General features: G+C 47.6%; 23 protein-coding genes and 1 pseudogene. 15 read left to right on the plus strand and 9 right to left on the minus strand.

What is annotated here, in order from left to right; all coding sequences use genetic code 11:
- Window positions 1-96: pseudogene (locus H6F52_RS25480) on the plus strand (IS5/IS1182 family transposase); the annotation flags it as partial.
- 224 nt (window positions 97-320) lie between these two features.
- Here H6F52_RS25480 and H6F52_RS14445 read toward each other — a convergent pair.
- Window positions 321-2,258, minus strand: coding sequence for a hypothetical protein (locus tag H6F52_RS14445; protein ID WP_190535719.1), 1,938 nt, complete (start codon window positions 2,256-2,258; stop codon window positions 321-323).
- 243 nt (window positions 2,259-2,501) lie between these two features.
- Here H6F52_RS14445 and H6F52_RS14450 point away from each other — a divergent pair, with 243 nt between their 5' ends.
- The 3 genes from H6F52_RS14450 (at window position 2,502) to H6F52_RS14460 (ending at window position 5,996) form a co-directional block, all read left to right on the plus strand.
- Window positions 2,502-3,419, plus strand: a complete 918-nt coding sequence (locus H6F52_RS14450) for an SDR family oxidoreductase (RefSeq protein ID WP_190427258.1) — start codon at window positions 2,502-2,504, stop codon at window positions 3,417-3,419.
- Between the two features lie 135 nt (window positions 3,420-3,554).
- Window positions 3,555-4,856, plus strand: coding sequence for an ATP-grasp domain-containing protein (locus H6F52_RS14455; RefSeq protein WP_190427262.1), 1,302 nt, complete (start codon window positions 3,555-3,557; stop codon window positions 4,854-4,856).
- Window positions 4,857-5,066: 210 nt separating this feature from the next.
- On the plus strand, window positions 5,067-5,996 hold the full coding sequence (locus H6F52_RS14460; RefSeq protein ID WP_190535721.1) for a CoA-binding protein: 930 nt from the start codon (window positions 5,067-5,069) through the stop codon (window positions 5,994-5,996).
- Between the two features lie 64 nt (window positions 5,997-6,060).
- On the opposite strand, the gene H6F52_RS14465 is transcribed toward H6F52_RS14460, so the two are convergent.
- From H6F52_RS14465 to H6F52_RS14475, 3 genes are all read right to left on the minus strand, one after another.
- Complete coding sequence (locus H6F52_RS14465; RefSeq protein WP_190535723.1) at window positions 6,061-7,680, minus strand: hypothetical protein; 1,620 nt, start codon at window positions 7,678-7,680, stop codon at window positions 6,061-6,063.
- A gap of 111 nt (window positions 7,681-7,791) precedes the next feature.
- Entirely contained in the window at window positions 7,792-9,522 is a 1,731-nt protein-coding gene (locus tag H6F52_RS14470; RefSeq protein WP_190535724.1) for an ABC transporter permease, read from the minus strand.
- A 106-nt stretch (window positions 9,523-9,628) separates the two neighbouring features.
- The gene (locus H6F52_RS14475) at window positions 9,629-10,579 is read right to left on the minus strand and encodes an ABC transporter ATP-binding protein (RefSeq protein ID WP_190414301.1); all 951 of its coding nucleotides are present in this window, start codon (window positions 10,577-10,579) and stop codon (window positions 9,629-9,631) included.
- Between the two features lie 908 nt (window positions 10,580-11,487).
- Between H6F52_RS14475 and leuB the strand changes: the two genes are divergently transcribed.
- The 11 genes from leuB (at window position 11,488) to H6F52_RS14530 (ending at window position 18,580) form a co-directional block, all read left to right on the plus strand.
- Complete coding sequence (gene leuB / locus H6F52_RS14480; protein WP_190535727.1) at window positions 11,488-12,579, plus strand: 3-isopropylmalate dehydrogenase; 1,092 nt, start codon at window positions 11,488-11,490, stop codon at window positions 12,577-12,579.
- 103 nt (window positions 12,580-12,682) lie between these two features.
- On the plus strand, window positions 12,683-12,946 hold the full coding sequence (locus tag H6F52_RS14485) for a hypothetical protein (protein ID WP_190414298.1): 264 nt from the start codon (window positions 12,683-12,685) through the stop codon (window positions 12,944-12,946).
- 87 nt (window positions 12,947-13,033) lie between these two features.
- Window positions 13,034-13,855 (plus strand): A24 family peptidase, encoded by an 822-nt coding sequence (locus H6F52_RS14490; protein WP_190535729.1) that lies wholly within the window; start codon window positions 13,034-13,036, stop codon window positions 13,853-13,855.
- Window positions 13,856-13,909: 54 nt separating this feature from the next.
- On the plus strand, window positions 13,910-14,122 hold the full coding sequence (locus H6F52_RS14495) for a hypothetical protein (RefSeq protein WP_190414294.1): 213 nt from the start codon (window positions 13,910-13,912) through the stop codon (window positions 14,120-14,122).
- Window positions 14,123-14,164: 42 nt separating this feature from the next.
- The gene (gene accD / locus H6F52_RS14500; RefSeq protein WP_190414293.1) at window positions 14,165-15,103 is read left to right on the plus strand and encodes an acetyl-CoA carboxylase, carboxyltransferase subunit beta; all 939 of its coding nucleotides are present in this window, start codon (window positions 14,165-14,167) and stop codon (window positions 15,101-15,103) included.
- Window positions 15,104-15,175: 72 nt separating this feature from the next.
- Window positions 15,176-15,370: a translation initiation factor IF-2 N-terminal domain-containing protein gene (locus tag H6F52_RS14505; protein WP_190414291.1), complete on the plus strand. Its 195-nt coding sequence runs from the start codon at window positions 15,176-15,178 to the stop codon at window positions 15,368-15,370.
- Window positions 15,371-15,549: 179 nt separating this feature from the next.
- Window positions 15,550-16,041 (plus strand): photosystem II cytochrome c-550, encoded by a 492-nt coding sequence (gene psbV, locus H6F52_RS14510; RefSeq protein ID WP_190414289.1) that lies wholly within the window; start codon window positions 15,550-15,552, stop codon window positions 16,039-16,041.
- An 84-nt stretch (window positions 16,042-16,125) separates the two neighbouring features.
- Entirely contained in the window at window positions 16,126-16,617 is a 492-nt protein-coding gene (psbV2, locus tag H6F52_RS14515; protein ID WP_190535731.1) for a photosystem II cytochrome PsbV2, read from the plus strand.
- Window positions 16,618-16,755: 138 nt separating this feature from the next.
- Window positions 16,756-17,175, plus strand: coding sequence for a plastocyanin (gene petE / locus H6F52_RS14520; RefSeq protein WP_190535733.1), 420 nt, complete (start codon window positions 16,756-16,758; stop codon window positions 17,173-17,175).
- A gap of 157 nt (window positions 17,176-17,332) precedes the next feature.
- Window positions 17,333-17,665 carry a cytochrome c6 PetJ gene (petJ, locus tag H6F52_RS14525; RefSeq protein ID WP_190435860.1) on the plus strand — a complete coding sequence of 111 codons (333 nt, stop codon included), beginning with the start codon at window positions 17,333-17,335 and terminating at the stop codon, window positions 17,663-17,665.
- Between the two features lie 189 nt (window positions 17,666-17,854).
- Window positions 17,855-18,580, plus strand: a complete 726-nt coding sequence (locus H6F52_RS14530) for a rhomboid family intramembrane serine protease (RefSeq protein ID WP_190414281.1) — start codon at window positions 17,855-17,857, stop codon at window positions 18,578-18,580.
- A gap of 229 nt (window positions 18,581-18,809) precedes the next feature.
- Here H6F52_RS14530 and H6F52_RS14535 read toward each other — a convergent pair whose 3' ends face one another.
- The 5 genes from H6F52_RS14535 to H6F52_RS14555 all read right to left on the minus strand — a co-directional run bounded on the left by H6F52_RS14535 (window position 18,810) and on the right by H6F52_RS14555 (window position 25,669).
- Window positions 18,810-20,984: a tyrosine-protein kinase domain-containing protein gene (locus tag H6F52_RS14535; protein WP_190535735.1), complete on the minus strand. Its 2,175-nt coding sequence runs from the start codon at window positions 20,982-20,984 to the stop codon at window positions 18,810-18,812.
- A 167-nt stretch (window positions 20,985-21,151) separates the two neighbouring features.
- Window positions 21,152-22,444 carry a polysaccharide biosynthesis/export family protein gene (locus H6F52_RS14540; protein ID WP_199300561.1) on the minus strand — a complete coding sequence of 431 codons (1,293 nt, stop codon included), beginning with the start codon at window positions 22,442-22,444 and terminating at the stop codon, window positions 21,152-21,154.
- A 377-nt stretch (window positions 22,445-22,821) separates the two neighbouring features.
- A complete protein-coding gene (locus H6F52_RS14545; RefSeq protein WP_190535737.1) occupies window positions 22,822-23,556 on the minus strand; it encodes a cyanoexosortase B system-associated protein in 735 nt (244 codons plus the stop codon).
- Window positions 23,553-24,437, minus strand: a complete 885-nt coding sequence (gene crtB, locus H6F52_RS14550; protein ID WP_190414275.1) for a cyanoexosortase B — start codon at window positions 24,435-24,437, stop codon at window positions 23,553-23,555. Before crtB ends, H6F52_RS14545 begins: the two co-directional genes overlap by 4 nt.
- An 86-nt stretch (window positions 24,438-24,523) precedes the next feature.
- Window positions 24,524-25,669: a DegT/DnrJ/EryC1/StrS family aminotransferase gene (locus tag H6F52_RS14555; RefSeq protein ID WP_190535739.1), complete on the minus strand. Its 1,146-nt coding sequence runs from the start codon at window positions 25,667-25,669 to the stop codon at window positions 24,524-24,526.
- Window positions 25,670-25,918 lie beyond the last annotated feature (249 nt).

Genomic DNA, 25,918 nt, shown 5'->3' on the forward strand with positions numbered 1-25,918 from the left:
TTTTCAGGACGTTATCGCAATCGCAGGCAGAGATTTGGTTTGCGCTTAAACCTAATTGCTGGCTTGCTGAACTACGAACTGGCACATGCCTCCTGATTCATGCAGGAGGTCTATTGGTTTGACAAATGCAAGATGTAATCCTAATTTCCCTTGATGATGCTACACATTTGATCCGCTCAACTGGGAAGGAAGACGAAGCAGTAAGTCTAGCAGCACAAAAGTGAAATGGTATAAGTAGCAACAGCAAAAGCTAACCCAACCTCAGGATTTGGTGGGTTGGGACAGAAAACATAACCGACCCTAATGTGAGACTTTTATTCCTAGCTAACTTTAGGATATTTGTTAATCAACGAACCATCTGGAGTATAGAGTTCAAGAGGAATACGGGCGTTATCGCTAATCGCTTCCAGTGCATCTCCTAGCGTTCGCAAATGAGCGGCTATACCAGCTTGAGCATTAGAATCTCCCCTCAATTGTGCGGCGTTTACGGTTTGCGTCACCATCTGCATATAAGCGGGTGTCAACTGAACTCTGATTAGCTGACTGGTGACAGTATATTCGCAGACTTTCGGCGTTCCAGCGCAGGTTTTAATAAGATCGGTACTCGCTTTTTGGAGCAGGCTGGCATACCCTAGTTGGATTTCTGCTTGCCTGAGTTCGGCTTTATAAGAACTCATTAGGGAATCGCCTTGATTGTAGAAAAAAGTACCTCTGGGAATTTTTTGAATGTTAACGATTGCATTGCGCCAGTTCAGCACCGCTAATGTCCATTGGTTGCGCTGTTCGTAATTTTTGGCATTACGTGCGAGGGTTTGAGCAAAATTGTAGGCGTTAGCGGCAATTTGTTCTTTGTTTTTGCGATCGCGTGCTGCTGACAATTTGGGCAGATTCGTCGCCAGCAGTTGCTGCGCCTCCGGACGGGAAGTCGTGCCGACAGGAATCGCCTTGAGCCGATTGATTGCCATCTCCCAGTTCATTTCAGCCAGTCGCCAAGTGGCGATCGAATTAGCCACTCCTTCACGGGCTTCTGCTACCTGAAGCCCTTCTTTTGCAGCGTCGAGGTTTTTAAGCGCCTGTCGTTCGGCATTCACTCGCCCGTTAATCGCGGCTAAATTTATTCGATAGTCCTTAATTTTCTGCTGAGCCAGTTGATAGACCGTGCTATTTTTGGGCACGGGTTCCAAAAGCGCGATCGCTTCTCGCCATAGCTTCTGAATTTCTAACCATTCTGTCGCTGAATGGGGAGGATTTTGGCTCTGTCTAGCCGCCGCCGAACCTTTACTCAAAGCCATTACCAGCTGATCGAGCAATTCCGCTTGCTGCGAATTGTCGTTCAATTGCTTCTGAGCTTCGGAATAAGAACCAGACCAGAATGGAATCAGCTTCAAAAGGCGGATTGCCTCTTGTTGTTTCTCTCTTGCTTCTAGTATTTCTTGCCCAGATTTTGGTCGCTGAAGGGTTGCAAATGCCTCCTGGCTCAACTCTTGTGCCGTGAGTAGTGGCGTACAGGTTCCGATGACGCAGGGACGTGTCAAGGCGTAGAGAGTGAGCAGAAACGTCAATAAACTTACCCCCGCGCTTGCCAACAGTACCGGCAATGGCAATCGCTGGAGTTTACCAGCCAGTGAAGTCGGTGGTGCCTCGCTTTTAACCTCCCCCGGCGAATCATCCGGCGGCGACTCATCCGGCTCTAAACTGAGTTCATCGGCGGGAAGGGAGGAAGATTCATCAATTGTCGGTGCTGAGCCGATTTCTGCCGAATCGGTATCCACTCCAATGCTGTCATCTGCCGCTGCTGGTGTCTCGCTGGGGAGATTTTCCGGAATTGTCTCCTTGCGCCTCAATTTTTTGGGCGGATTTTTGACTTCTGTCGAATTTGGGATTGTCTCCTCGATAACAGATGTCTCATCAGCGAGAGCAGTCGTTAACGTTGACACAGTTGACGTTGACACAACAGGCGGATCGACACTGAAGGCATGGAAAGCATAGGGTTGCTTTTGCCCGACTACTCTTAGATACAGCTGGACTTGACGGGCAAATTCCGGTTGCAGACTTTTGAGAGTTTGCTCTAACGTTCTAAAGGTTCGTTGCGGGTCAGGCAGAAAATCCGCTGGGTGTTGCGTCAAAATAATTAACGCTTCCTGCGGTAAGGCACACCGAACTTGAAAGGGAACCTTCTCCGGTAATGCCGAGTAAAGGCGATTTTGTAGAATTCGCCCCAGTACCTCTAATTCGCTTTCGCGGGCTACTGTTTCCATCCAGCAACACCCTCCGTTTCACTTTCTTCCATTTTGAGGCAGGACCGCTAAAAAGCTTGCTCAATTTTCTACTTTCAAGCAGAGGAATCGCATCAGTAGTGCTTGCAATAATTAAAAAATCTAATCAAAAATCTAAAAATTTGTCTTGGCTACAGCGAATTGGCTATTGCTTGCAATGCTAGGGCTTACCATTAACAACTGTACGGGCACGCGGCTAAGGTGTTAGCCTACTGAACTCAAGTTATGAAGATCGATACTCCACCGCTATCTGAACAAGTCATCCTAATTACAGGAGCTTCTACTGGGATTGGCGCTGCTCTGGCGCAAGTTTTAGCGACTCAGTCGTTGGGAATCCGGCTCGTTTTAGCAGCTCGAAACCAGGAAAAATTGGAGGAAGTCGCAACTTTCTGCCGCAAAGCGGGTGCTGATGTGCTGGTTGTTCCCACCGATATCTCTCAAGTTGAGCAGGCTAAAGCTTTGGCAACTAAAACGATCGACCATTTTGGGCGCGTGGATGCCTTGGTCAATAATGCCGGATATGGACAGATGGGACCAGTAGAGTTGATTCCATTTGAGGCGGTGCAGCGGCAGTTTCAGGTCAATTTACTCGGCCCGCTTGCCTTAATTCAAGCTTTAATTCCAGGAATGCGGGACCAAGGGGGTGGACGGATCGTTAATATTAGTTCTCTAGGCGGACGGCTTGCGTTTCCCTTTGGAGGGTTATATAGTTCCTCTAAATTTGCTTTGGAAGGAATTAGCGATGCACTTCGGATGGAACTGGCTCCATTCAATATCAAAGTCAGCGTGATTGAACCAGGGCCAGTCAGTACGGAGTTTTTCGCGGTAGCAGCGCAACGGGTTGAGCAAGCGATATCAACTCCACAAGATACACCTTACCGGGCTGCTTTTGAGCGGCTAGAAGGGCTAGAGGAACGAACCAGTAGTCGAGCTTGGACTTCCGAACGGGTTGCTAAAGTGGTTGTGCGATCGCTCACCGACCGTCACCCTCGTCCCCGCTACGTGGCTGCTACTGGGGGAGATATTCTACTGTTTTTAATGAACAAAGTGTTGCCTACCAGGGCGGTTGATGCCTTTTGGCAGCGTTTCTATGGAATTGATAAAGTCGCCAAAGACTGGCAAAGTCGTCAGAAACAGGGGTAATCGGGATTGGGTACTTGTCACTCGTCATTATCGTTAGCCATTCGTCTTTGGTTTGCTGCGACTGCCGAATAACGAATCCCTTTTTTCTCAATTACCATTCCCCATTCCCCATCCCTCATCCTTAAATTTCCATTCATGGATTTACTAGAATATCAAGCTAAAGAATTATTTCGGGAGATGGGCATCCCCGTTTTGCCTTCTCAACGAATTGATAATTCCAGAGACCTCAAAGGTTTGCAAATTCCCTACCCGGTTGTCCTAAAATCGCAGGTGCGTGCTGGTGGACGGGGTAGAGCGGGTGGAATTCGATTTGCAGAAAATACGATCGATGCGATCGCGGCAGCACGGACGATTTTTAATTTGCCGATTCTGGGTGAATATCCCCAAGTGCTTCTAGCAGAAGCAAAATACGATGCTACTCGTGAATTTTATCTAGCCGTCACCCTAGACTACGACCTTCGTCGCCCGGTGCTGCTAGGTTCCTCACAAGGAGGCATGAACTTGGAAGCGGTGATGGAGCTTCTTCAGCAAGTAGTTGTTGACCAAGAATTTTCCTCTTTTTATGCCCGCCATCTGACTCTGAAAATGGGACTCCAAGGTTCCTTGATCCAGTCAGTTAGCACCGTTATCGAAAAGATGTACCATCTGTTTGTCCAAAACGATTTAGATGGAGTAGAAATCAATCCCCTAGGTGTAAGTCCTACAGGCGAATTGATGGCTTTAGATGGCAAAATTACAGTCAATGATGCTGCTCTTAGACGTCATCCCGCTTTGGCTTCTCTAGCGGCAAAAATGCCTCAGTCCGATATCGCGAAGGAAACGCCTACAGACATCGATCCCGGTAAGTTTCTACCCATTCAGAACTGGCTGAATCGAGATGGTAATATTGGGATTCTCTGTAACGGCACCAGCTTGGCGATGGCAATGGTAGATTTGGTTTACAGCGCTGGCGGTAAGCCGAGACTTTGCCTAATTGTGGGTGAGGAGGCGAGTGGAAATTTGACACCCGCATCTTGGAGAGAACAGCTCGAACAAGCGCTGGAGCGTCTCACTCAAAATAAAAATATTAAAGTATTGCTGGTTAATATTTTGGGCAATACCGCAGCGAGTCAGGAAGTCGTTGCAGTGATTGATTCATATCTGCAACGAAAAGTTAATGAAATGACAGAGCATCCGCAGCGAATGACTCGACGGGTTAGTACACCCAGCCCCAAGGACTCTCGCACCCGGATCGGCGATCGCAGACCAGAATTTCTCACCCTGCTTCCCCAATTTGTTGTCCGCTTAGCAGGTGGCGAACTCGACAAAAGCCAAGAGCCTCTAGCCACGATGCCCGTACACTGGAGCGATAATCTGGATGACGCTGTTGAGCAAGCGATTTCCCTAGCCAAAGCAGCAGCTAAAAGTAGATCCGGGACTCCCAGCACCAAATCGTGAGGCAAGGTTGTTTTAGCGGTCGAGCTTTCATGCTGCTTTGCTTGGCATTAAAGTTACATTCAAGACGTTGGCTTGCTCCTGTCAACCTGACTCGCTCATCTCAACCTGATATAGATGTATGGGAGATGTTAGATACCGACATTTGTTATTAGACCTCATGTGCTGTTCGCGCACGAACGTTGCATGGAAAATAGACTTTGGTAAAGGATCATGAAGTTAACGCCAGACAGTAAAATCCTGATACAAGGCATCGCAGAACCACTTGCGTCAACCTACACTGCCCGAATGATAGCTTACGGCACGAAGGTAGTAGCTGGGGTCAGTGCCGGTCAGGGAGGGCAAACGCTGGATGGCATTCCGGTGTTCGACCTGGTAGAGCAGGCGATACAGTCGGTCGGAGCGGTTGACATTAGCATTATCTTTGTACGACCTTACGCGGCGCTTGATGCTGCGCTAGAAGCAATCGCAGCAGGTATCCGACAAATTATTCTGATTACGGGTGGGATACCTCCCCTGGATATGGTTCGGCTGCTCAGAAAGGCAGAGGCGACTCAAACTCTCATCGTCGGTCCCAGCAGTGCTGGGATTATTGTTCCAGGCAAGGTTTTACTAGGCACTCATGAACCTGAATTTTATAGTCCTGGATCGGTGGGGCTGCTCAGCCGCAGCGGCAATCTCACCTACGAAGTAGCCGGAGAAATGACACGAGCCGGTTATGGTCAGTCGATTGCCGTCAGTATTGGCAGCGAGCCGTTTGTCGGATCTTCTGTCGTACAATGGCTGGAAATTTTGGCAGCAGATAAAAACACGAAGGTCATTGTTTTAGTCAGCCATATCAGCCATACCAGTTCTAGTGATGAACAGGCGGCAGCAGAATACATCGTTGCTACACTTGATAAGCCAGTAATTGTATATTTTGTCGGTCGCTTGCTTCCACAAGAAAAACTTTTAGGCCCAGGGAATGCACTTGGTTTTTGGCGTCAGGAAGCGATGCTCGCTTCTCCACAGGCTGAACTTGCGGCCGAACAGACACCTGAAAACCGAAAAATTGCCGCTTTCAAGCAAGCGAAAATTCCAATAGCAGAGCGCCCTTCCCAAATTCCAGATTTGGTGAAAAAGGCGCTCAAAAAGTCGGGTTGAAAATTGAGTTAGAGCGGGAAGAGAGGGAGAAGCAGTCGCGATATTTCTCCCTCTCTGAAGTGTTCTAGCGGGCGGGCGCTGATGGACGATTGGCAAAGATTGCTTTGGAGGAAGATGCGCCTGCTAATCGCATCTGCCGCGTCAATTGTAAGCTTAACAATGTCGTAACGCTCCACTGTCCCAAGATTGTCAGAAAAATGGGAATTGCGGAGGCTTCTTTTACCCCTATCCACGGAAAGGCGGTAAGCAGCCACACACCAGAGCTTTGATAAAATGGCATCGACAGCACGCTGAAAAAGATTGGGGGAAATGCAATCAAGGCTATTACAGTTATGCCAGCCCAGAGCGATCGCTTTGCTGTTTTCATAAATAGCAGCGTCTGAGCGATACCCGCCAATATCAGGAGCCAGTTTAGACTCAAGATCAAACCTAAAATAGCTGAAATCTTGGCACTGTTTTGAGGCCAAAACAGAATCCAAGCACCCCAAATTACGGTTTTAATGCCCAAATTTACTGCTACTGCCACCAGTGATGGGCTTTTTTCACCCCACAGCAAATCCTGCATTAAGCCGCTTTTCCAAAAACTTTTACGGTTAGAAACCTTTTCGCGGCGGTAACGCGCCCAATCCTGTAATGCCTGACGGTGAGGGGATAAAGCAGCAATTAAACCCAAGAACCATAGCAGATTTACGGTTTCCATAAAGACCAACAATCCCCACAGAAATCCAGATTCAGCAAATTGTGCCGGATTTAAGTGGTTCTTTTGTAGACAAAAACCTAGAAGCAGGAATTCAAAATAAGCGACCATCCAGTAACTTTGTTTTTTGCTGATAAGCGTGGCGTTGGCATTAGCAAAACGCCGATTTAAGGCTTGCCAAATCCAGTAAGTCCACAAACTAAAAGTTAGAATTGCAAAGGTCTCAGCTAACAAAAAGTTACTACCGAGCGGTATATAAAACCATTGCCAATAGTATAGTACTGAATCGCTCCAATCATAATTGGTCTGTGTAACCAGGGACACAGACCAATTAATTACATTTAGCCAAGGCAAAGCAAATACAAAGGTTAAAAAACTGGCTGACGAAGCTTGAAATTCGCTCAAAAATCCATAAAGTAAGGCAGCGCTATAGAAGAAATAGTAACTAGCACCTGAGAGCAAATAAAAACTCACCAGAAAGTAAAAAGGTACACCGGCACTAATCGCAGACCAGCAATGCAATGGTAGTGCTAGGGCCACACCCAGATAAAGTAAAATAGGCACTCCCAGGATTTTCCCCGTCAAAATGCTTTGACTTGATTGGGGACTCAATCGAATGAAATTCAGGGTGCCTCGACGCTCTTCTTTACCAAGGTCGCTGAGAATCATATAGACCCCAGCGAGTAATAAGATAAGAGGCAAAGTCCAATTCAAAATGCTGAATAGGGTTTGCCACCACTGCTGCCAGTCAATGACAATCTCACCGGCAGCATCCAACCGGCAGTTGTAGTTACTGGTTCTTACACAAAAGCTGCTGTAGGTTCCATCAAGATTTAGTTGTTCGTAAAAATATAAGACCAGTAAAAACTGACTAATCAAAGAGACACCGATAGCGATCGCTAACTTGCGAGTTTTCAGTTGTCCTTTGAGTTCGCGCAGAAACTGAGGGTTCCAATCGCCCAATCGCTCCATCCAAAGTAGGTTCATCTCTGTTTTCCTTGATCGCAAGTTTTGAGAAGAAACCCGTTTTCGAGGCAGAAAACGGGTTTTTCTAGATTTAGTTTTTCTGTGTCTGCATCGATTCGAGCGATCGCTTCTCTACAAGCCGTTAGCAGGCAAAGAGGGACGATTGGACATCAGCGATTTCGACGCGGACTCGCCCGCTTGTCGCAACTGTCGTGCTGTCTGAATACTCAACAAGCTGAACATTAGCCACTGACCCAGCACTGCCAGACCTAGGCTAGTCGCAGCAGCATCTTTGACAGCACCCCAGGCGAAGACGGAAAACAGCCATACACCAGGGATTTTAGCGGGAGAGATTGATAGTAAGCCGAACACAATCGGCGGCAATATAATCAATCCAGCCACTGTACTTGCTGCCCAGAGCGATCGCTTCGGCGTCTTCATGAACAGCATTAGCTGAGCAACACCTGCGTAAATCAAGATTAAATTGACACTCAGCAGGATGGTCGCCAGCGCTGATGCTTTATACGCACTTGCAGGCCAAAGGAGTATCCAAGGCACCATGATAGTTGAAGCAATCAGTAAATTCAGTGCCACTGCTCCCACTGAAGGGCTTTTTTCCCCCCAAACCAAATCCTGCACCAAGTTTTTCACGCGAGAAGATGTTTTCTCCCGTCGGTAACGCGCCCAATCCTGCAAAACTTGGCGGTGAGGCGACAACGCCGCCATCAGACACAAGAACAGCGGCAAATTTAACAACAGCAAACCACCAAAATTATCAAACAGTCCGCCTGGTATAGATTCTGGATTATCTGCGCGCCATTTGGGTAGGGTTAGGGCAAATCCCAGAACAGCCACTTCAAAGCAAGCCGTCATTATATAACTCTGCCGTTTGCTGAGGAGAGTCGTACTGGGATTGTGAAAGCAACGCTTCATCCCTTGCCAAAACCATAAAGTTCCCACCGCATAGTTCAGCACGCTAAAGCCGATGACATTCCAGATGCTGGTACCTAGAGGTAAGTAAAACCATTTCCAGGCTTCCAGTTGCGCCATTCCCATTGACGTTGAATAGGCACTTCCTTGAGAACTGGCATTAATGAGGTATGCCAGCACAATTGAAGGAGAAAATAGATGCAGCCAATCTAGGGGGGAATTATGGATGATTGTGCTGCTGTTAAGGCTCAAGCCAGTCATGAGGGTCAGAAACATCAGCACGATGCCACTGCCAATCCAAGACTGAAATCCACCGAGTCCACCAGCGACCAATCCATAAAGTAAGGCGGCGCTGTAGATGCAAGCGGCGCTGGCAACCACGACACCATAAAAGCCCAGAATGAGGACTAAAGGAATTTCAGCCGACAGACCCGCAAACAAATGCAAAGGAATCGCCAGACCGGCTAGGAGATAAAGTAAAATCGGCACTCCCAGCAGCTTGCCGCTGAAAATACTGGTTGTTGACTGGGGGCTGAGGCGAATGAAATTCAGCGTGCCGCGATTTTCTTCCCGCGATAGGTCGCTAATTAGCATATAGGTGCCAGCCACCAAGACGGTCAGGAAGCCAATAACACTCAGCCAGACGAACACATCTAGCCACCACAATTGCCAGTTAATAACAATATTGCCAAGGGGGTCTAGAAGGCATTTCTGCCCATAACCAGGGCGATAGTCTAGGCAATATCTACTGTAGATATCGCCCGTACCCGTATCAACCGGCAGTTGAGTCGCGAAACTCATCAGCAGTAGCATTTGACCCATCAGCGCGATCGCTACTGCAATTAATACATTTCGGGGTTTAAGACGCCCTTTAATTTCTCGTAACAGCTGGGGATTCCAATCTCCCAGCCGGTCGCTCCAATTAATTTTCATCACTAAAAAATCTCCAGAATTAAATTCAGTGCTGAGTGAAGAGTAAGCATTGTTAATAACTCAGTCCAAAGCCTTCAGTCCTCAGCCCTCAGTCCTCAATCTTGTCTTATGATGCTTGCTGGTGTCCCAGCTTCAGGAAAATGGTTTCCAAGTCTTCCTGAGTGCAATGAAATTCGGTCAGAGGGATGTCAGATTCAACAAGCGATCGCAACAACTTAGCACAATCTTCCTGACCCCCAGAAAAGTAAAGGCGCACTCGCTCTTGTCCCGCCATCACCTCCAATTCTTCGACTAAAGGATGGTTTCTCAGCTTTGATACAAGTGACTCTAGCTTACCCAACGTAGACAAGAAAATTTGCTGGCGGCTGAGGCGGCGGCGAAGTTCCTTGAGTGGCGAACTTTCTACGAGAAAGCCGAGTTCCATGATGCCTACTGAGGTGCAAAGTTCCTCTAAGTCGCTAAGGACGTGTGACGAAATGACAATCGTCATCCCGGCTTCCTGCAATACTTTGATGATTTCCCGAAACTGCATCCTGGCAAGAGGATCTAATCCGGAAACGGGTTCATCCAACAGCAGCAAAATCGGTTCGTGAATAATTGTCCGCGCCAGACTTAGGCGCTGTTTCATCCCCCGCGAGAGAGTGGCAATCATGCTATTGCGCTTACCCGTTAGCTGCACCAGTTCTAAAACTTCCCGCAGGCGCTGGCTGCGGTGTGGTTCTCGCAAGCGGTAGAGACGCCCAAAATAGTCTAGGTAGTCCCAGACTGTCAAATCGTCGTACAGGGGGAAGTCATCAGGTAGATAGCCGAGTCGCCGCTTCAGGGTAGGGTTGCTGTGATCGCGTTGCAGGCGATCGCCATTAATATAAATTTCACCTGTCGTTGGCTCTTCAGCCGCCGCCAACATCCGCAGCAAAGTTGTTTTACCGGCTCCATTCGGTCCAATTAGTCCATAGACTTCACCAGCTTTTACCTGTAAATCAATATCATTAACTGCAATATGTCGATCGAATTGCTTGGTGAGTCCACAAGTTTGAATTGCCAGTTCTTTTGCCATAGCTGCTGAGGGTTGACTGTAAGATGGCTTGCTTGAGTGCTAGCGTAGCCTTTACCTACAGCATTTGCCACGAGCGTTTCTGAAATTTAAACAAGATTGCAGAACCGATTAGCCTTGTAATTCCTTAATTTGTCCCAATTAGGATACTTTCAGGGGGATCAGACATTTTACTATTTGGTTCAGCTAGCACCTTCAAGCATAGAAGGCTCTTACAAGAGCGATCGCACTTTTGGCTCTGTGTCAATGCCGTTCGTTAATATTCGGATGCTCTGTTCTTCCAATCCTCAAATAGCACGCCTGTAATCTTTAATAATTCTCTGCAAGCATTTTAATTAATTTTATTTAATAAAGTTTACTGTTTTTTTGGACATTCACAACTCCAATACATTACATCATTTATTGAAAAAATATTTAATAAATTTGCTTGCGAATCAGCCTTAGATATTTTATTCTTTCATCTTGAACTTTCTTACTTGCAACTATTTAATAAATTTAAAAGAGGTTCAAAAGCCAGTTAGTAAAAGACACGAGTCCTAAATCAACTTCGACAATGGCACATAAATTATCCGATATCGAGCTGATAAAATGCTGAAAAATAGTATTGACATTTTATAGAGACGAAGGATTCGAGCGGCAATTTCTCCTTGTTAGCAGCATTGACTGAATGCTTTGCCCATTACATTATGAATGGTGTTATAACCAACTTCTCAGACATTCCGCTCCTGGCTGCCCTCACCGCCTTCTTTTTTGGCAGAAAGTTAGCAATCAGAGGAATTGCTGGTATTCCCACACCTATTTAGGTCTAGCTGGGCTTTAGCTCTAGCTGGGCAGATTGTAACTGAATCTGAACGTTTTTCAGGTACATTTCCCCTGTATGATTAATAACTCGCAAGAGTTTTGAACAACCTATGACACAGCAGAACTACCGTATTACCCTACTTCCCGGCGATGGCATTGGCCCTGAAATTATGGCAGTAGCGGTAGACGTGTTGAAACTTGTCGGGAAACAATTTGAGATTCAGTTTGAATTTCAAGAAGCCCTTGTGGGGGGTGCGGCGATTGACGCTACGGGAGAACCGCTACCCGCCCAAACGTTGGAAACATGCCGCAATAGCGATGCTGTTTTACTCGCTGCTATTGGCGGTTATAAGTGGGATAATCTCCCTCGCCATCAACGCCCGGAAACGGGTTTACTAGGACTCAGGGCTGGTCTTGGCTTATTCGCCAATTTGCGTCCCGCCAAAATATTACCCCAGTTAGTGGATGCTTCGTCCTTGAAACGGGAAGTGGTCGAGGGCGTTGATATCATGGTAGTGCGCGAATTGACTGGTGGTATCTACTTTGGGGAACCGAGAGGAGTTTTTGCTACGGAAACAGGCGAGAAGCGCGGCGTCAATACAATGGCTTATACGGAATCAGAGATTGACCGGATTGGGCGAGTAGCCTTTGAGACAGCGCAAAAACGCAGTGGGAAGCTATGTTCGGTGGATAAATCAAATGTGCTGGAAGTGTCGCAGTTGTGGCGCGATCGCATAACTGCGCTCTCTAAAGAATATCCAGATGTGGAATTGTCTCACCTCTATGTAGACGCCGCTGCTATGCAACTTCTTCGCTGGCCTAAACAATTCGACACAATTGTGACAGGTAATCTATTTGGTGATATCCTGTCTGATGCTGCCGCTATGCTTACCGGCAGTATTGGAATGTTACCTTCTGCCAGTTTAGGTGCATCTGGTCCTGGTGTCTTTGAACCCGTCCACGGTTCTGCCCCCGATATCGCTGGGCAGGATAAAGCAAATCCGCTGGCGCAGGTTCTGAGTGCAGCGATGATGCTGCGCTACGCCTTAGACCAGCCTGCTGCTGCCGACAGAATCGAGCAAGCGGTGATGCAAGTTCTGGATGAGGGCGATCGCACGGGTGACATTATGTCTGAGGGGATGAATCTTTTAGGGTGCAGTGCAATGGGCAATGCATTAATCCAAGCACTAGAAAAGCCTTAAGAAAATTTCATCCTCAACTGCAACAAAAATTGGTATACCTATTGCAGTTTGCAGGAATTGCACGGGTAGATTATAGACTAGCTCAAATAACAGGGGTAGACGAGTGGTTTACGCTTCACAGCAACGGTTAGAAAATCGGACGGAAAGGATAGATATCCCCGTGTTGCTAGACCCCAGCATCGTCAGAGCAGCTCGACAAATCTATCGGACTTACTCGGAAGTCCATCCAGACCGTATGCAGCGCCCTCTAGGGGTGGCAATCGATCGGTATACCTATCGGGGCAAGCTGATTTTTGCAGGCAAACCGATTCTGTTGCCGCAAGAATGTTTTGTGCCTTTTAGTCAAATTGAGTCGGAAATATATTAGTGATTAGTCTAAATTGTCCTTAGTCATGAGTCATGACCCACTACTAATGACCCATGACTCATGACCCGTGACTGATAACTAATTGCTATGGATGATTTGATGGCGTTGCCTGCTGCTGCGATTGTTTTTGCATTGGGTGCCTCAATTGGCAGTTTTCTCAATGTGGTAGTTTATCGATTGCCAGCAGGTTTATCGATTCTTTGGCCCCCTTCTCGTTGCCCGCAATGTCTGCATCGACTAGGTAAAGGTGAAAATGTCCCAATTGTCGGTTGGCTGCGGTTACGAGGGCGCTGTCGCCACTGTAAAAGCAAGATTTCCGGGCGCTATCCACTGGTAGAAGCGGCAACAGGGATGTTGTTTTTGCTAGTTTTCTTGACGTTTGGCATTTCGGTGCAAACGCTAGGATATTGGGCTTTTTTTAGCTGGCTGTTAACACTATCGCTGATCGATTTAGACACAATGACATTGCCCAATCCACTTACTCAAACCGGCTTAATTTTGGGTTTAGTGTTTCAGGCGATCGCAGGTTTTCTGCCAGCAGCAAGTTGGGCGGAAAGTGCAAATCATTTGATGTCAGGCATTGTGGGTGGTGTAGTCGGAATTTGGTTGTTTGACATCATTGCTTTTGCGGGAGCGATCGCTTTTGGACGAGCGGCAATGGGTGGAGGAGATGCTAAACTGGCGGCAATGATGGGAGCCTGGTTGGGCTGGAAGAATTTGCTACTGGCTGGGTTTTTGGCTTGTGTAGTGGGAGCCTTTGCCGGTGGGGGAGCGATCGCGCTTGGCTGGCTTGACCGGCACCGCCCCATGCCGTTTGGTCCCTTCCTAGCACTGGGAGCGCTTTTGGCAGCTTTTTGGGGTGAGGCGATTTGGTCTGCTTACCTGCAACTCTTTTTCCCCCTCAATTAACGCATTCCCCCTGCCCTGATTTACCGCAATACTGCCGTATTGTAAGATATTCCAGTGTCTTGGATTACCCTAAAAACAAATTGCGCTCGCTGGGAAGCTGAATTAATGCAGCAAATGCTAGCGGCTCATCAAATTCCTAGTCGGATTCTCGACCTCGGTGTGGCACCTTATTTTGGTGCGGGGAGTCCTACTGCCTTACAGGTGCGATCGCAGGATCGGTGGGCCGCTCTGCTATTATTGAGTCCGATTCAGGAAGAGCAAGCTTAAAGCGTAGGAAAATCATTTTAATAAGAGGAATTAACCGTTTTCATGTCTCTATTTGATTGGTTTGCAAATCGACGAAAATCAGAGCCAATTAGTGAACAGCGGCAAGAGCGTGAGATTGCGGATGGGCTGTGGACAAAGTGCGAGGCATGTAGTGTCCTTGCTTATACCAAAGACCTCCGCTCAAACAATATGGTTTGCCTGGAGTGCAACCATCACAACCGGGTGTTCAGCGATGAACGCATCCGCCAGCTGATCGATGCCAATACCTGGATGCCGTTGGATGAACAGGTGTTTCCCACCGATCCGTTGAAGTTCCGCGATCGCAAACAATATTGCGATCGCTTGCGAGAAACTCAAGACAAAACTGGCTTGGTGGACGCCGTGCAGACAGGAATGGGGCAATTGGAAAACTTGCCTGTCGCCCTCGGTGTCATGGACTTCCGCTTCATGGGCGGTAGCATGGGTTCTGTCGTCGGAGAAAAAATTACCCGCCTGATTGAACGAGCTACCTGGGAAAGAAAGCCGGTCGTGGTTGTCTGTGCCTCCGGCGGTGCCAGGATGCAGGAGGGAATGTTAAGTCTGATGCAAATGGCGAAAATCTCCGGAGCCTTGGAGCGTCATCAAGAAGCCAGACTGCTGTATATCCCGGTTCTCACTCACCCTACAACGGGAGGCGTCACGGCTTCTTTTGCCATGTTGGGAGACATCATTCTCGCAGAGCCAAAAGCCACAATTGGCTTTGCAGGGCGTCGCGTGATCGAACAAACCTTGCGAGAAAAGCTCCCCGATGATTTTCAAACTTCTGAGTATTTGCTCCAGCACGGTTTTGTAGATGCTATTGTGCCCCGCACTCAGTTAAAGAAAACTCTAGCCCAACTCATTCGGCTACACCAATTTCTCCCCCCTGCACCGCCCCCCGTTCCCCTGTCAGAAACGATCGACTCCGAGCGTCCAGTTTCTAGATTGATCCCAAGCAACTAGACAGGGAAGGGAAAGCGACCGCAAGAGTGGGATGATATTGATATTAGAGCGGTTCAATCTCTCTCAATCATCATGGGTTTTGCAGACCTGTCCATTGCCGAAATCGCAGCAGACTATAACCTCCCAGTAGAGGAGGTTTTCAAGCTGTGCGAACAATTGGGAATCGCCTATAAAACCCAACAGAGCCGTCTGGCTCTGGAGGATGCCAAGGCCATCATTTCTAAGATTCTGTCTCAAAAGCAGGGATCGGGCACGGACGGAGGGTAAAATTAATCCCGACCAACTATCCTGAGTCCCAACAGTCGATTTTCCTTTTTGGCAATCGGCTTGCTTCTTTTTGTCCAGATGATTGGTTGAGAAGCCTGCAACTTAGGGGTCGGCTTACTAAGATTGAGTCCAGCTGTGTTGTGGATCAAAAACTCGCACCAAATTTCTTAAGGAGAACCATGCTTAAGCGATACATAAGTCTGGCTTTAGCCACTGTAATTTTCACCTTCGGATTGCTTGTCACTCAGGTAATGGCAGTCGAACTAACTGACGAAGTTCGCACTGTAAAATTAAACGATCGAGGACAGCAGGTGACATTAAACCTAAAACAAGTCGCCGAAGGCAAACGCCTATTTAACTATGCCTGCGCTTCGTGCCATGCTGGGGGCGTTACCAAGACTGATTTCAACGTCGGTCTAGGTCCGGACGATTTGGCTGGGGCAACCCCACCGCGCGACAACATTGCCGCTCTGGTGGATTATATGCATCATCCCACGACCTACGATGGGGAAACTGCAATCTCTGAAGTACACCCCAGCATAGAGAGTTCCGATATTTATACGGTGATGAGAAATCTCACAGATGATGACCTGTTTAAGATCGGCGGTCATATCCTTCTACAGCCGAAAATCCTCGGCGAACAGTGGGGAGGCGGTAAAGCCGTGCGCTAAGTAAAATTATGAGTTATGAGTTATGAATTTTGAATGCATTCATAACTCATAATTTTTACATTTTGTCAATCTGTAACACGGTCAATGCTGCGTCAATTCTTCTCACTTCGCCGTTTATTTTTGATTTTGGGCATCTGCTGGGGCGTCTGGATGGTCAGTTTACCGGCTCAAGCCGCAGCCTCCTACGTTCGGCAGTACCTGCGAGTTACCGAACCAATTTCCCTAGACTTAGATGGGCAAGGTCAGACTCGCCAGTTTTCTGTGGAAGATTTCTCGGCAGGGAAGCAGTTATTTGAACAACACTGTCTAAATTGTCATGTCGGCGGTGCTACCCTGCCAAATCCAGCCGTGTCTTTGTCCCTGAAGGACTTGAATGGTGCCACTCCACCCCGCGACACCATCAACAGCATCGTGGCTTTCCTTCGACAGCCGATGACCTACGACGGGAGCGAAGAAAGCTTTTGGTGTCGTCAAGTACCGGAAAGTTGGATGCCGCGACAGGAGGTGGAAACGATAGCAGCCTTTGTTGTTAGAGCCGCGCAGGTAGCACCGGGATGGGGTACAAATGATTTCTGATCTTCGTGCCGATTCAGGATGCATCTGCCAATGCCTCCGATTGATAGAAAGCAAAAATGCTTTAATTTTCTACAGAATGTAAGCGTTAAAGCTAAAATACTACTAAACAAAATTAATTGACAATTTTGGGAGGAAACGATGAGATTGAGAATGGCAATTCCACGAAGCTTAGGTTTACTAATTTGCACAATTCTGCTAGTAGTCTCTAGCTTTGTGTTGTCAGCTTCTCCTGCATCAGCAGAAACCTATACGATTAAAATGGGCACAGATGCCGGGATGTTGAAGTTTGAACCGGCTAAACTCACAATCAAGCCGGGTGACACAGTAAAATTTGTCAATAATAAACTAGCTCCCCATAATGCTGTTTTTGATGATAAGGGAGTGCCAAACGGAGATAAAGCGCTGGCTAAAGATCTGTCTCACACCAAGTTGCTAAACTCTCCAGGAGAATCCTACGAAACGACTTTCCCCTCTGACACACCACCAGGCACCTATACGTACTATTGTCAACCTCACAGAGGCGCTGGGATGGTTGGTAAAATCACCGTCGAGGGTTAATAGAACCGTTCCTTTAGACTGGCAATTCAATCATAATCACCCTTGAGGTTTAAGATTTCTTCTCCTCTTTGGTGATAGAAAAAGCCTTGAAGAAGCTTAGAATAGTTCTGCAAGGCTTTTTTTTATGACTGTACCTGTTAAGAAGAGGAGAATCAAGTTGAGGAAACTGTTATCGGTTTTACTGTTGACGATTGCGGTGTTGACAGTTGCCTTGACTCGCCCAGCCAATGCAGCTGATACAGTCAGTGGTGCTAAAATTTTCAGCGCTAACTGCGCTGCTTGCCATGTGGGCGGCGGTAACGTGATTATGGCTAATAAAACTTTAAAGAAGGATGCCCTAGACAAGTATGGGATGTACTCGATGGATGCCATTGTCAACCAGGTAATGAATGGTAAAAATGCTATGCCAGCCTTCAAAGGACGTCTGAATAAACAACAAATTGAGGATGTTGCTGCCTATGTCATGGAAAAGGCTGCACAGGGCTGGTAGTCTGACAATAATTTCTTCATGCACCATGATTAAACCCCTCTAATGTCCCTAGAGGGGTTTATTTATTGCCTCTACCTTCTCACCGAGAGCCTCTCATACTAGATATCTATCCAGAGGTGAAAAGACAGCTAGGAAGAAATTAAGTTATGTTGTTTCCAGCTTTTGCTTGGATAGTTAGGAAAGACGCCTGTGGTTCCTTTACGTGATGATAATCCTACACGCCTCACTCCGTATGTCACTTATGGACTGATTGCTGCGAATATTTTGGCTTTTATATATGAGTTGACTTTGGCTCCACAACAGCTGGAAGGTTTTTTTCGCCTTGCCGCTGTGGTTCCTAGAGAGTTATCTGCTAGCTTTAGTGGCATACCCGTGAATCAGCCGGTACCGGAGTGGCTGACACTGGTGACATCGCAATTCTTGCACGGCGGGTTTTTACACCTTGCCGGTAATATGCTGTTCCTCTGGATTTTTGGCAATAACGTTGAAGACAAGCTGGGTCACGTTAGGTACTTAATTTTTTACCTGACTTGCGGGATTCTAGCGGCTTTAACTCAGTGGTATTTTTCAATGAACTCTGGCATTCCTTCCTTGGGGGCCAGTGGCGCGATCGCGGGTGTTTTAGGAGCCTACATTCTCAGATTCCCTAATATACAAGTGCTAACATTAATTCCTCTGGGTATCTTCTTCACCACGATTCGCGTTCCTGCTGTTTTCTTCCTCGGTTTTTGGTTTGTTCAGCAGGCTTTTTATGGTGTTGCGAGTCTGAATGCGCCTGCGAATATTGGTATGGAGCAAGGTGGAGTTGCCTATTGGGCACACGCTGGTGGCTTTGTTTTCGGGGCAATCTTAGCACCGCTGTTGGGATTGTTTTCTTCCAATTCGGACAATCATCCAGAACAACAAACTTTTTAGCAAGCGGTTCTTGGCGGAACTGCATATTTTGACAATCAGGAAAACAGGAAAAGCAGTCACTTCTTCTCCTGTGCTACAACCAAGAATCTAAACAGGTTTTTTTAGACGCTTTACAGCTTGTTTTTTTTACGAATGGCTAACTGCTCATTACCTTTCTACAATGAGCGGTTAGCCATTTGTCATTAGCGGTTTCTATTTGGGATGGATATCCGAACCAGATTTGCGATGATTAGCGCTTAATGTACTCATTTGGCACTTTTTCGGATCGAGAAGGGGAAGGTTCTAATTCTTCTTCTTCTTCTATGTCGGCTTCAATGTCCTCATTGTTCACACTGGGAACCTGTACTGGCGTGTCTACCGCATTGATGAGCGCTCCTACGAGTGGTAGTTCTGCTTCGGTCAATTGATCGACTGCCTCTACCAAAATACTCTCCTGAGTGAAACCGGGTCGAGTCACCAGCACGATACCATCGGCGTAGGGTTCCAATAGGAGAGCATCGTTGCACCGGCTTAAGGCGGGGGTATCGAGAATCACCAAGTCAAAACGACCTCGCGCATCTTCGATCAGCCGCCTGAGTTCGCTGGATTCTAAAATGGCAGCAGCATTACGTACCGGGCCGGGACTAGGCACCACGTATAGGTTCTCAATATCTGGAACTAAACGGATACACTCACTTAACTGAGTGTAGTACCGTAGGGGTTCTAGACTAGCACCTGGATCGGGAGAGACTTTCAGGAATTTTGACTCAGAAGGCGATCGCAAATCAGTTTCTATCACTAGAGTGCGCTTGCCAGCACAAGCCGATGCGATTCCAAGGTTATAAGCATTGACTGTCTTACCCTCTTGGCTAATTGTGCTGGTCAATAACACAACTTTCAAAGGTTGATCGCTGGCTCGCCGCAGATTGCTGCGGAAGCGTTCGTAATACTCGTGATAAACAGAATCCTGCTGGAGCAGAACTGGCGTTTCGCCCAATTGCGGATCTTGGAGGGCAACGAAAGGCACTTCACCCAGCACCAGCACATCCCGTTGTCGTAGTGCCGCCCGCACTTCCTCGACCGTGTAGAACGTGCCATCCAGCATCGCTAACAGGAAAATCAATCCGCCACCCACTAATACCCCGACCAAAGCTCCCACGGCTACCGTTATCGGTAAGCTTTGGCTCTTTTGCTCGCTAGCGGCAACTTGTGGCGGTTGGGCAATGGTGAGACTGCTGACCGTCTCGGCTTCTGCTGCCTTGGCATCTACTAATGCCACCTGCATCTTATCGTACAGACCTTGTTTGAGCTGAACCTGCTGTTGTAGTCGGGCTTGATCCAGCTGTTTATTGGGGATTTTTACATATTCGGCACGGAGTTGCTGCTCGGTTTTGCGACTAGCCTGTAGTTGCTGTTGCAGCGTTTCGCGCTGGGTTTGTAAAGCTACCAGCGTGTTTGCCATACCTTGGCGCGTGGGGTCAAGGCTGCTGTCTCTGCGAATTTGGCTGGGGGGCAAGGGCGCTGCTACACCGCCTCCACCCATCACCTCCGATGCTCGCGACGATAGCAGTTCGTTGTAGGCTGTTAGCTGTTTTTTCAGCTGAATGATTTGAGGATGCTCCTGCCGCAAATCCCGGCTGAGAATTTGCAGTTGGGTTTCAGTTTGATGAATTTGCGATCGCAAGCTGTTAATAATTGGGTCAGCACTCAAGGCAGAAGACGTGTAAGCTTCAGCCGCCGTCAAACCCAACTTGTTTTGCAGACTGCGAATTTGGGTATCAATTCCCTCCAAAGTCATCTGAAGCTGACGTTGCTGCTCTTGGCTACCAGAAATTGCACCCAGTGTCCTCCCATCCTGAGCGGCAACCAGTGCGGGTCCCTCCTGGCGAATATACTGCTCTAGTCTCTGTTGCGCCTCTCGAAGTTGCATCTCAGCAGGAGATAACCGGGCACTGATGGAGTCAATAATCGCTCGTAGCCGGGAGCTGTTAATCAAACGGCTCTGTTCCACCATTCCCTGCATTAGCGCTTCCAAGGTGGCACCCGCCCGCTTCGGGTCGCTATCGCTGTAAGAAACTTGAATAACCTTCGGTCCGTCCTCCTCCGGCAGCTTTACTTTCGCATTTTTAGCAATTTGTGCTGTGTCTGCTTTCACCCGCGTTGCTGCTGCTTTGACCACATTCTCTGCTAGCAGCGTATCCTCATTCAGCTCTTGACCCTGCTTTTGAATCGCTTGCGTCGTCGTTGAAAATGGTGCAATCGGCCCGTTATAAGCCAGCACCCCTGTGGCCTTGAAAACAGGAGCTGGTGCTGGTTGTATACCCATGACGGCTGACGCACCGACAATGATAGTAAAACCAGCTAATCCAATCCATTTATGTTGATCTAGGGCGATCAGATAACGCTTAACAATAGGAGGAGTCATGGTCGTTTTTGGGCCTAGGGGCTAATGAGGAAATCAGGAGTAGAAACAAGTAGAAATCAAAAGTTCACGCTAAATATTTTTCTTATTTTGCTGCTTTGGCTCGATATTTTCTAACATTTAATTTCTTAGATATTTTTGGTTTCAGGTAGCATTTATTACCAGCTTCTCTAGTCGGAGTTATTGTTACTATCAGTCGTCGGACCAAACAGATCGGTAGCACTTTCTCTTAGCTGGTCAAAAAATAGCAGGAATCCCAAAATATCCCGGAAAGGTTGAGTAAAAGTACTCAAGGCATAAGTGATTTTACCAACCAAGTTACGGCCCACCACAATGACATCGTTGTTCCTTAGGGGGACATTTTGAGCAATGTTTCCCAGTAGCGCTGCTTTCCCATCTATTTTCTGAGTCACTGCTTTGCCGCGTTCGGGATCGAATCGAATCAGGGCAATATTTCGCAGGTTAGAATTATCTGGGCTAGGGCCAATCGCGCTTAAAGCATCAACAAATGTACTACCGTTGGGCAAGCTAATACTACCAATTCCCCCACCAGCGTAGCTCAAAACTCGGATGTTGATCTGCTGCTGAGACACAGTAGAACGAGAAACTAGCGAGCGATCGTAGTTTTGCTCCGTGGCAACTTCTAGCTTCGGGATGACTACTGCATCGCCATCTTGTAAGCGTAAATTGGGGAGTGACTGTCCATTTAGCAGCGGCGTAAACAAATCAACCCGTTGCTCAATTGTCGAGCCATCAATCCGGGCGCGACGCACCAAAACCGATCGCAGATCTCCGAGATTAGTGCTGCCACCAGCGATTAGCAATGCCGCAGAAAGTTGAGCGCCAGGAGCCAGGGTGTAAAAACCAGGTCTAACGACTTCGCCGCTGATAGTAACTTGGGCTGGACGTTGACCTGCCAGCGTTACAGTGACAGCGGGATCGATGACAAAGCGGTTTAATCCCAAGCGAATTTTTTCCTGGGCTTCTTCCAGAGTCAGACCCAGTACAGATATTTTCCCTAATAGGGGTGCCACGATGTTTCCTTCCGCGTCAATGACGCTTTGAAAACTCAAGTCTGGAAAACGCTCAACCAACGCCGAAATCGTATCTCCCGTTCCCAGCAGGTAGCGATTATTAAACTGGGTCGGCTGTCCCTCAAACGGCTGAGGCGGTGGATAACCCAGCGGTGGTGGTGGACTGGTGGGATCGATAGGAGCTGCTGGAATCACCACCGGCGATTGTATGTTCTCGTTGGTATTAGGGGGAGGAGGTGGAGGCGGCAAGGGAGGTGCAACCGAGTTGGGTAATGTGGGTAAAGTTTGACTCATCCCTCTACCAGCAAAAGTCCCTGAGTGCAGCATCCAGAGTAGGACACTACTCGGCAACGTGTAGACAGTCGTGTGGAGAGTGAAGAGAAAGAAGGCGGTGAAGCGGTGCAACCGGCCTCCAGGAGTGCGAGACATAAGTATATTCACTAAGACCTTAGGGAACCGATCATCAAATTTATCAGTTATAACTCACTGTGCAACTTTCTTTGCATTCTCAACAAAGCGATCGCGTCTTGAAGTTCCTCCCCAGAAATTCATCCCGCGATGTTTTAGACTGGCACGATTGCAAATCCTAAAACCCTTATGGAGCTTTAGGTTCCCTTCCAACATCCTTGGATCAAGATGCGATAAACTTCTACCCGTTAGAAAGCCGTTTGGCTTCTAAACTCCACCGGGTTGCATCAAGGGTGACAATTCTCAAAAAGTTGCACAGATTGCACAGAGTGTAGTTATCAGTAAATTCATTCTTCAAATCCAAGCGAGTCAAGCAAATTTCTCCTCCCACTCTCAACTCATAACTCTTTCATCAAAGCAGCTTGAACCGTTTGACCGAGCGATTTAGCCAGTGGTAGAGCTGTGTCAACCTCAGCCAAAGGCTCCATCGGTATCAAGATGCTAACAGCAACCCAAGGCAAGCGGCGACGGTGCAATTGAGCCATTTGATCCGCCCAGAACCAACCACTAGGAGACGGATTGCCTCCTCCAGGCCAAGCGTACCACTGAAGCACGGCGAAGGTCTGCTGCCGAGTCCAACCGCGAAAGAAACGAGCTTTAACATCGGAAGATGTCGGACGTGTAGCAGAAGTTCCAGATTCTGTAGTGTTTTGGGTTCCCGTTTGTGCTTGAGTTTCAACCTTAAACTGCAACCGCTGCTCTTGATCGGTCTGCCACTCTTTAAACCCATTAATATCCATCCACTCAACCTCTGGTTGAGCCTTGCGATCTTCTTGAGGCAAAAGCAGCAAAGTTACCTGGGTTTTTTCATCCTGCTGGAGTTCCTGAATCGACCATTTATGACCGCCAATCGTTACGGTATCCTGTTGTTGAGTCTGCCAGCCGGGAAGCGCTAGACCAGCCTGCCGTATATTTTTGAGTTGTTGGAGGTTGGTCACTCGTGGGGGATTTGCCCAAGACCAGCGTCCTGTCAAGTAACTAGGAACTGCGCCAATTGCCATCAGTCCGACAAGAAAACTCAGTAAGACGACTTTAGAAAATTGAAAGCGCTGCAATTTCTTGGGCAGTTTCATGCTTCATCCTTCTGAGGCTCATCTGAAATATATCGATCGATCGCATTGAGTAGAAGCACAATTAACCCCAACATACAGGCAGAATAAACATCACCGCCCCAGCCTTCGTGCAGCCAATCAAAAGTTTTTTCTTGGCCAGTACCATGAAAGAAAGTTAGCAGCGTATTGCGGACGATATTACCAGTAACGCTAATGACTACTGCACCGACGACTAACAAAATCGTCTTCGTACGAGATGCCCAAGCACCCGTCCAGTAAAGCAACATCAAGGTTACATAAAGACTGGTGAATAACATCTTAAGTCCAGCGCAGAAAGGCGCAACTTCTACAATTCGTCCGCCTACGAATAAGTAAATCTGGTTGACAGTAACATTCATCCCGAACTGAGTCAGGATGAAACCAGCTGTTGCAGCAATGAATCGCTGGAGGGGCAAGGTATAGGGAGCTAGTAAGTAAGGAATTTGGGTCGGCGTTGCCAAAAATACGAGTAACAAGGGAAAGCCTTGAAGTTTGAAGCCAGGAACTCCTTTCAGCCACAGACAAAGTCCAGCTAATACAGCAGGAAAGGATAAATTTATCAGGTCAGTAATGCCGCTGAGATAAAATACTCCGCCCAAGGCTAGCAAGGCTGCGCCTAGTGGATGACTTGTATCTGGTAACTGACGCCATTGTTGTCGATTTGACCAGGTTATATAGGCGGCAAAAGGCAACCCAATTAAACCGTGGCTGTAATATTCATGTTCAATACTGATATTTTTGTTCAACCAGCCATCGTACCAGTGCCATAACAGTGGAGCATACAGAATCACCAGCAAAGCAACAATGGTTCCTTCTAGCAAGTAACGCTCAATAGCAATCGGAATCTTTCGCTCAAAATGCATAGTTTGACCTTAATTTTCTAAGCTTTTTTAATGCTAAGCGCAAAGTTAGAATCATTATTCTTAGCGTTTTTTACATTGAAAATTCATCAGGTTCTCACACACAAGGTTTGCAAAGTATCAATGACCTGATGGACTTGGGTATCGCTTAAGCCTGGATACATCGGTAAGGATAAAATTTCCAGTGCTAGAGCTTCGGCTTGGGGGAAGTCTCCGGCTTGATAGCCGAGATTCTCGAAGGCGGGTTGAAGATGACAGGGAATGGGGTAGTGGATGCCGGTTTGAATACCAACAGCCGCTAGTTTGTCTTGAATCGTCTGCCGGTCGAGGGGACAAGCTTCAGTGACACGAACAACATAAAGGTGATAAATGTGACCGTTGCCACTTTGGTTTTGGATGGGGAAAATTCCAGAGTTTGCCAGCGGCTTCAATAAGGCGTCGTACTGCTGGGCTGCTTGGTTACGTGAGTAGTTCCAGTCGGCAAGATGAGGGAGTTTGATGTTGAGGACAGCGGCTTGCAGGGTATCAAGTCGGCTATTGGTACCGGGTTCAGTGTGGTAATACTTACGGGAACACCCGTAATTGCGGAGCGATCGCATTTTCTTCGCGACTGCTTCATCATTGGTAATGACCATGCCTCCATCTCCTATTGCCCCCAAATTTTTACTGGGATAGAAGCTAAAAGCTGCTGCTTTGCCAATCGAACCAGCACGATAACCTTCTCGCTCTGCCAGGTGAGCCTGAGCCGCGTCTTCAAATACAATCAGGTTGTGGGTGTTGGCGAAGTCCAAAAGTTGACGGGGCGAAACCATTTGCCCATACAGATGCACTGGAACGATCGCTTTGGTTTTGGCTGTGACTGCTTTTTCGGCGGCTGTAAAGTCAATTAGCGCAGTTTGAGGGTCGCAATCGACTAAAATCGGTGTGGCACCAGCATGGACAACGCCGATCAGAGTGGCGATGAAGGTATTGGTGGGTAAAACGACCTCATCCCCGGCACCAATACCACAGGCTTCTAATCCGAGCGCTAGCGCATCTGTTCCCGAAGCGACCCCAATGCCATAAGCCACACCACAGGCACTGGCAAACGCCGCCTCAAAGTCAGCTACAGCCTGACCTAATATAAAATCTCCTCGTTGAATCGTACCCCGCACTGCCTCCTCTATCTGTGTTTGAAGAGGCTGGTGTTGGAGTTGAAGATCCACAAAAGGAACTGCTGTCGTAATATTGTTCATACGGTATGAGAATTCAGTGTGAGAATTAAAGTTACCGAGAGTTTTTAGGGTTTTGGAATCGCCAACAAGAATGCCTTTTGAGGTATCAACAGCACTGATTGGAAGAAAAGCTTAGGCTTTTAGAGCGATCGCTTCCATAAAGTTTTCCCGATTGATCCAGCTAAAGACCAGTTTAAGCCAGACCAATACTCCCTGTATGAAGAGAAAGTAAAGCTTTTATATTGAGAATAGTTACAATATAAACGGTAA

Source organism: Coleofasciculus sp. FACHB-542 (assembly GCF_014695825.1).
Taxonomy (GTDB): Bacteria; Cyanobacteriota; Cyanobacteriia; order Cyanobacteriales; family FACHB-T130; genus FACHB-T130.

Excerpts from the sequence above, each read along its gene's own strand:
- H6F52_RS14445 (WP_190535719.1), bottom strand. The coding sequence starts at position 2,258 with ATGGAAACAGTAGCCCGCGAAAGCGAATTAGAGGTACTGGGGCGAATT.
- H6F52_RS14450 (WP_190427258.1), top strand. The coding sequence starts at position 2,502 with ATGAAGATCGATACTCCACCGCTATCTGAACAAGTCATCCTAATTACA.
- H6F52_RS14455 (WP_190427262.1), top strand. The coding sequence starts at position 3,555 with ATGGATTTACTAGAATATCAAGCTAAAGAATTATTTCGGGAGATGGGC.
- H6F52_RS14460 (WP_190535721.1), top strand. The coding sequence starts at position 5,067 with ATGAAGTTAACGCCAGACAGTAAAATCCTGATACAAGGCATCGCAGAA.
- H6F52_RS14465 (WP_190535723.1), bottom strand. The coding sequence starts at position 7,680 with ATGAACCTACTTTGGATGGAGCGATTGGGCGATTGGAACCCTCAGTTT.
- H6F52_RS14470 (WP_190535724.1), bottom strand. The coding sequence starts at position 9,522 with ATGAAAATTAATTGGAGCGACCGGCTGGGAGATTGGAATCCCCAGCTG.
- H6F52_RS14475 (WP_190414301.1), bottom strand. The coding sequence starts at position 10,579 with ATGGCAAAAGAACTGGCAATTCAAACTTGTGGACTCACCAAGCAATTC.
- leuB (WP_190535727.1), top strand. The coding sequence starts at position 11,488 with ATGACACAGCAGAACTACCGTATTACCCTACTTCCCGGCGATGGCATT.
- H6F52_RS14490 (WP_190535729.1), top strand. The coding sequence starts at position 13,034 with ATGGATGATTTGATGGCGTTGCCTGCTGCTGCGATTGTTTTTGCATTG.
- accD (WP_190414293.1), top strand. The coding sequence starts at position 14,165 with ATGTCTCTATTTGATTGGTTTGCAAATCGACGAAAATCAGAGCCAATT.
- H6F52_RS14505 (WP_190414291.1), top strand. The coding sequence starts at position 15,176 with ATGGGTTTTGCAGACCTGTCCATTGCCGAAATCGCAGCAGACTATAAC.
- psbV (WP_190414289.1), top strand. The coding sequence starts at position 15,550 with ATGCTTAAGCGATACATAAGTCTGGCTTTAGCCACTGTAATTTTCACC.
- psbV2 (WP_190535731.1), top strand. The coding sequence starts at position 16,126 with ATGCTGCGTCAATTCTTCTCACTTCGCCGTTTATTTTTGATTTTGGGC.
- petE (WP_190535733.1), top strand. The coding sequence starts at position 16,756 with ATGAGATTGAGAATGGCAATTCCACGAAGCTTAGGTTTACTAATTTGC.
- H6F52_RS14535 (WP_190535735.1), bottom strand. The coding sequence starts at position 20,984 with ATGACTCCTCCTATTGTTAAGCGTTATCTGATCGCCCTAGATCAACAT.
- H6F52_RS14540 (WP_199300561.1), bottom strand. The coding sequence starts at position 22,444 with ATGTCTCGCACTCCTGGAGGCCGGTTGCACCGCTTCACCGCCTTCTTT.
- H6F52_RS14545 (WP_190535737.1), bottom strand. The coding sequence starts at position 23,556 with ATGAAACTGCCCAAGAAATTGCAGCGCTTTCAATTTTCTAAAGTCGTC.
- crtB (WP_190414275.1), bottom strand. The coding sequence starts at position 24,437 with ATGCATTTTGAGCGAAAGATTCCGATTGCTATTGAGCGTTACTTGCTA.
- H6F52_RS14555 (WP_190535739.1), bottom strand. The coding sequence starts at position 25,669 with ATGAACAATATTACGACAGCAGTTCCTTTTGTGGATCTTCAACTCCAA.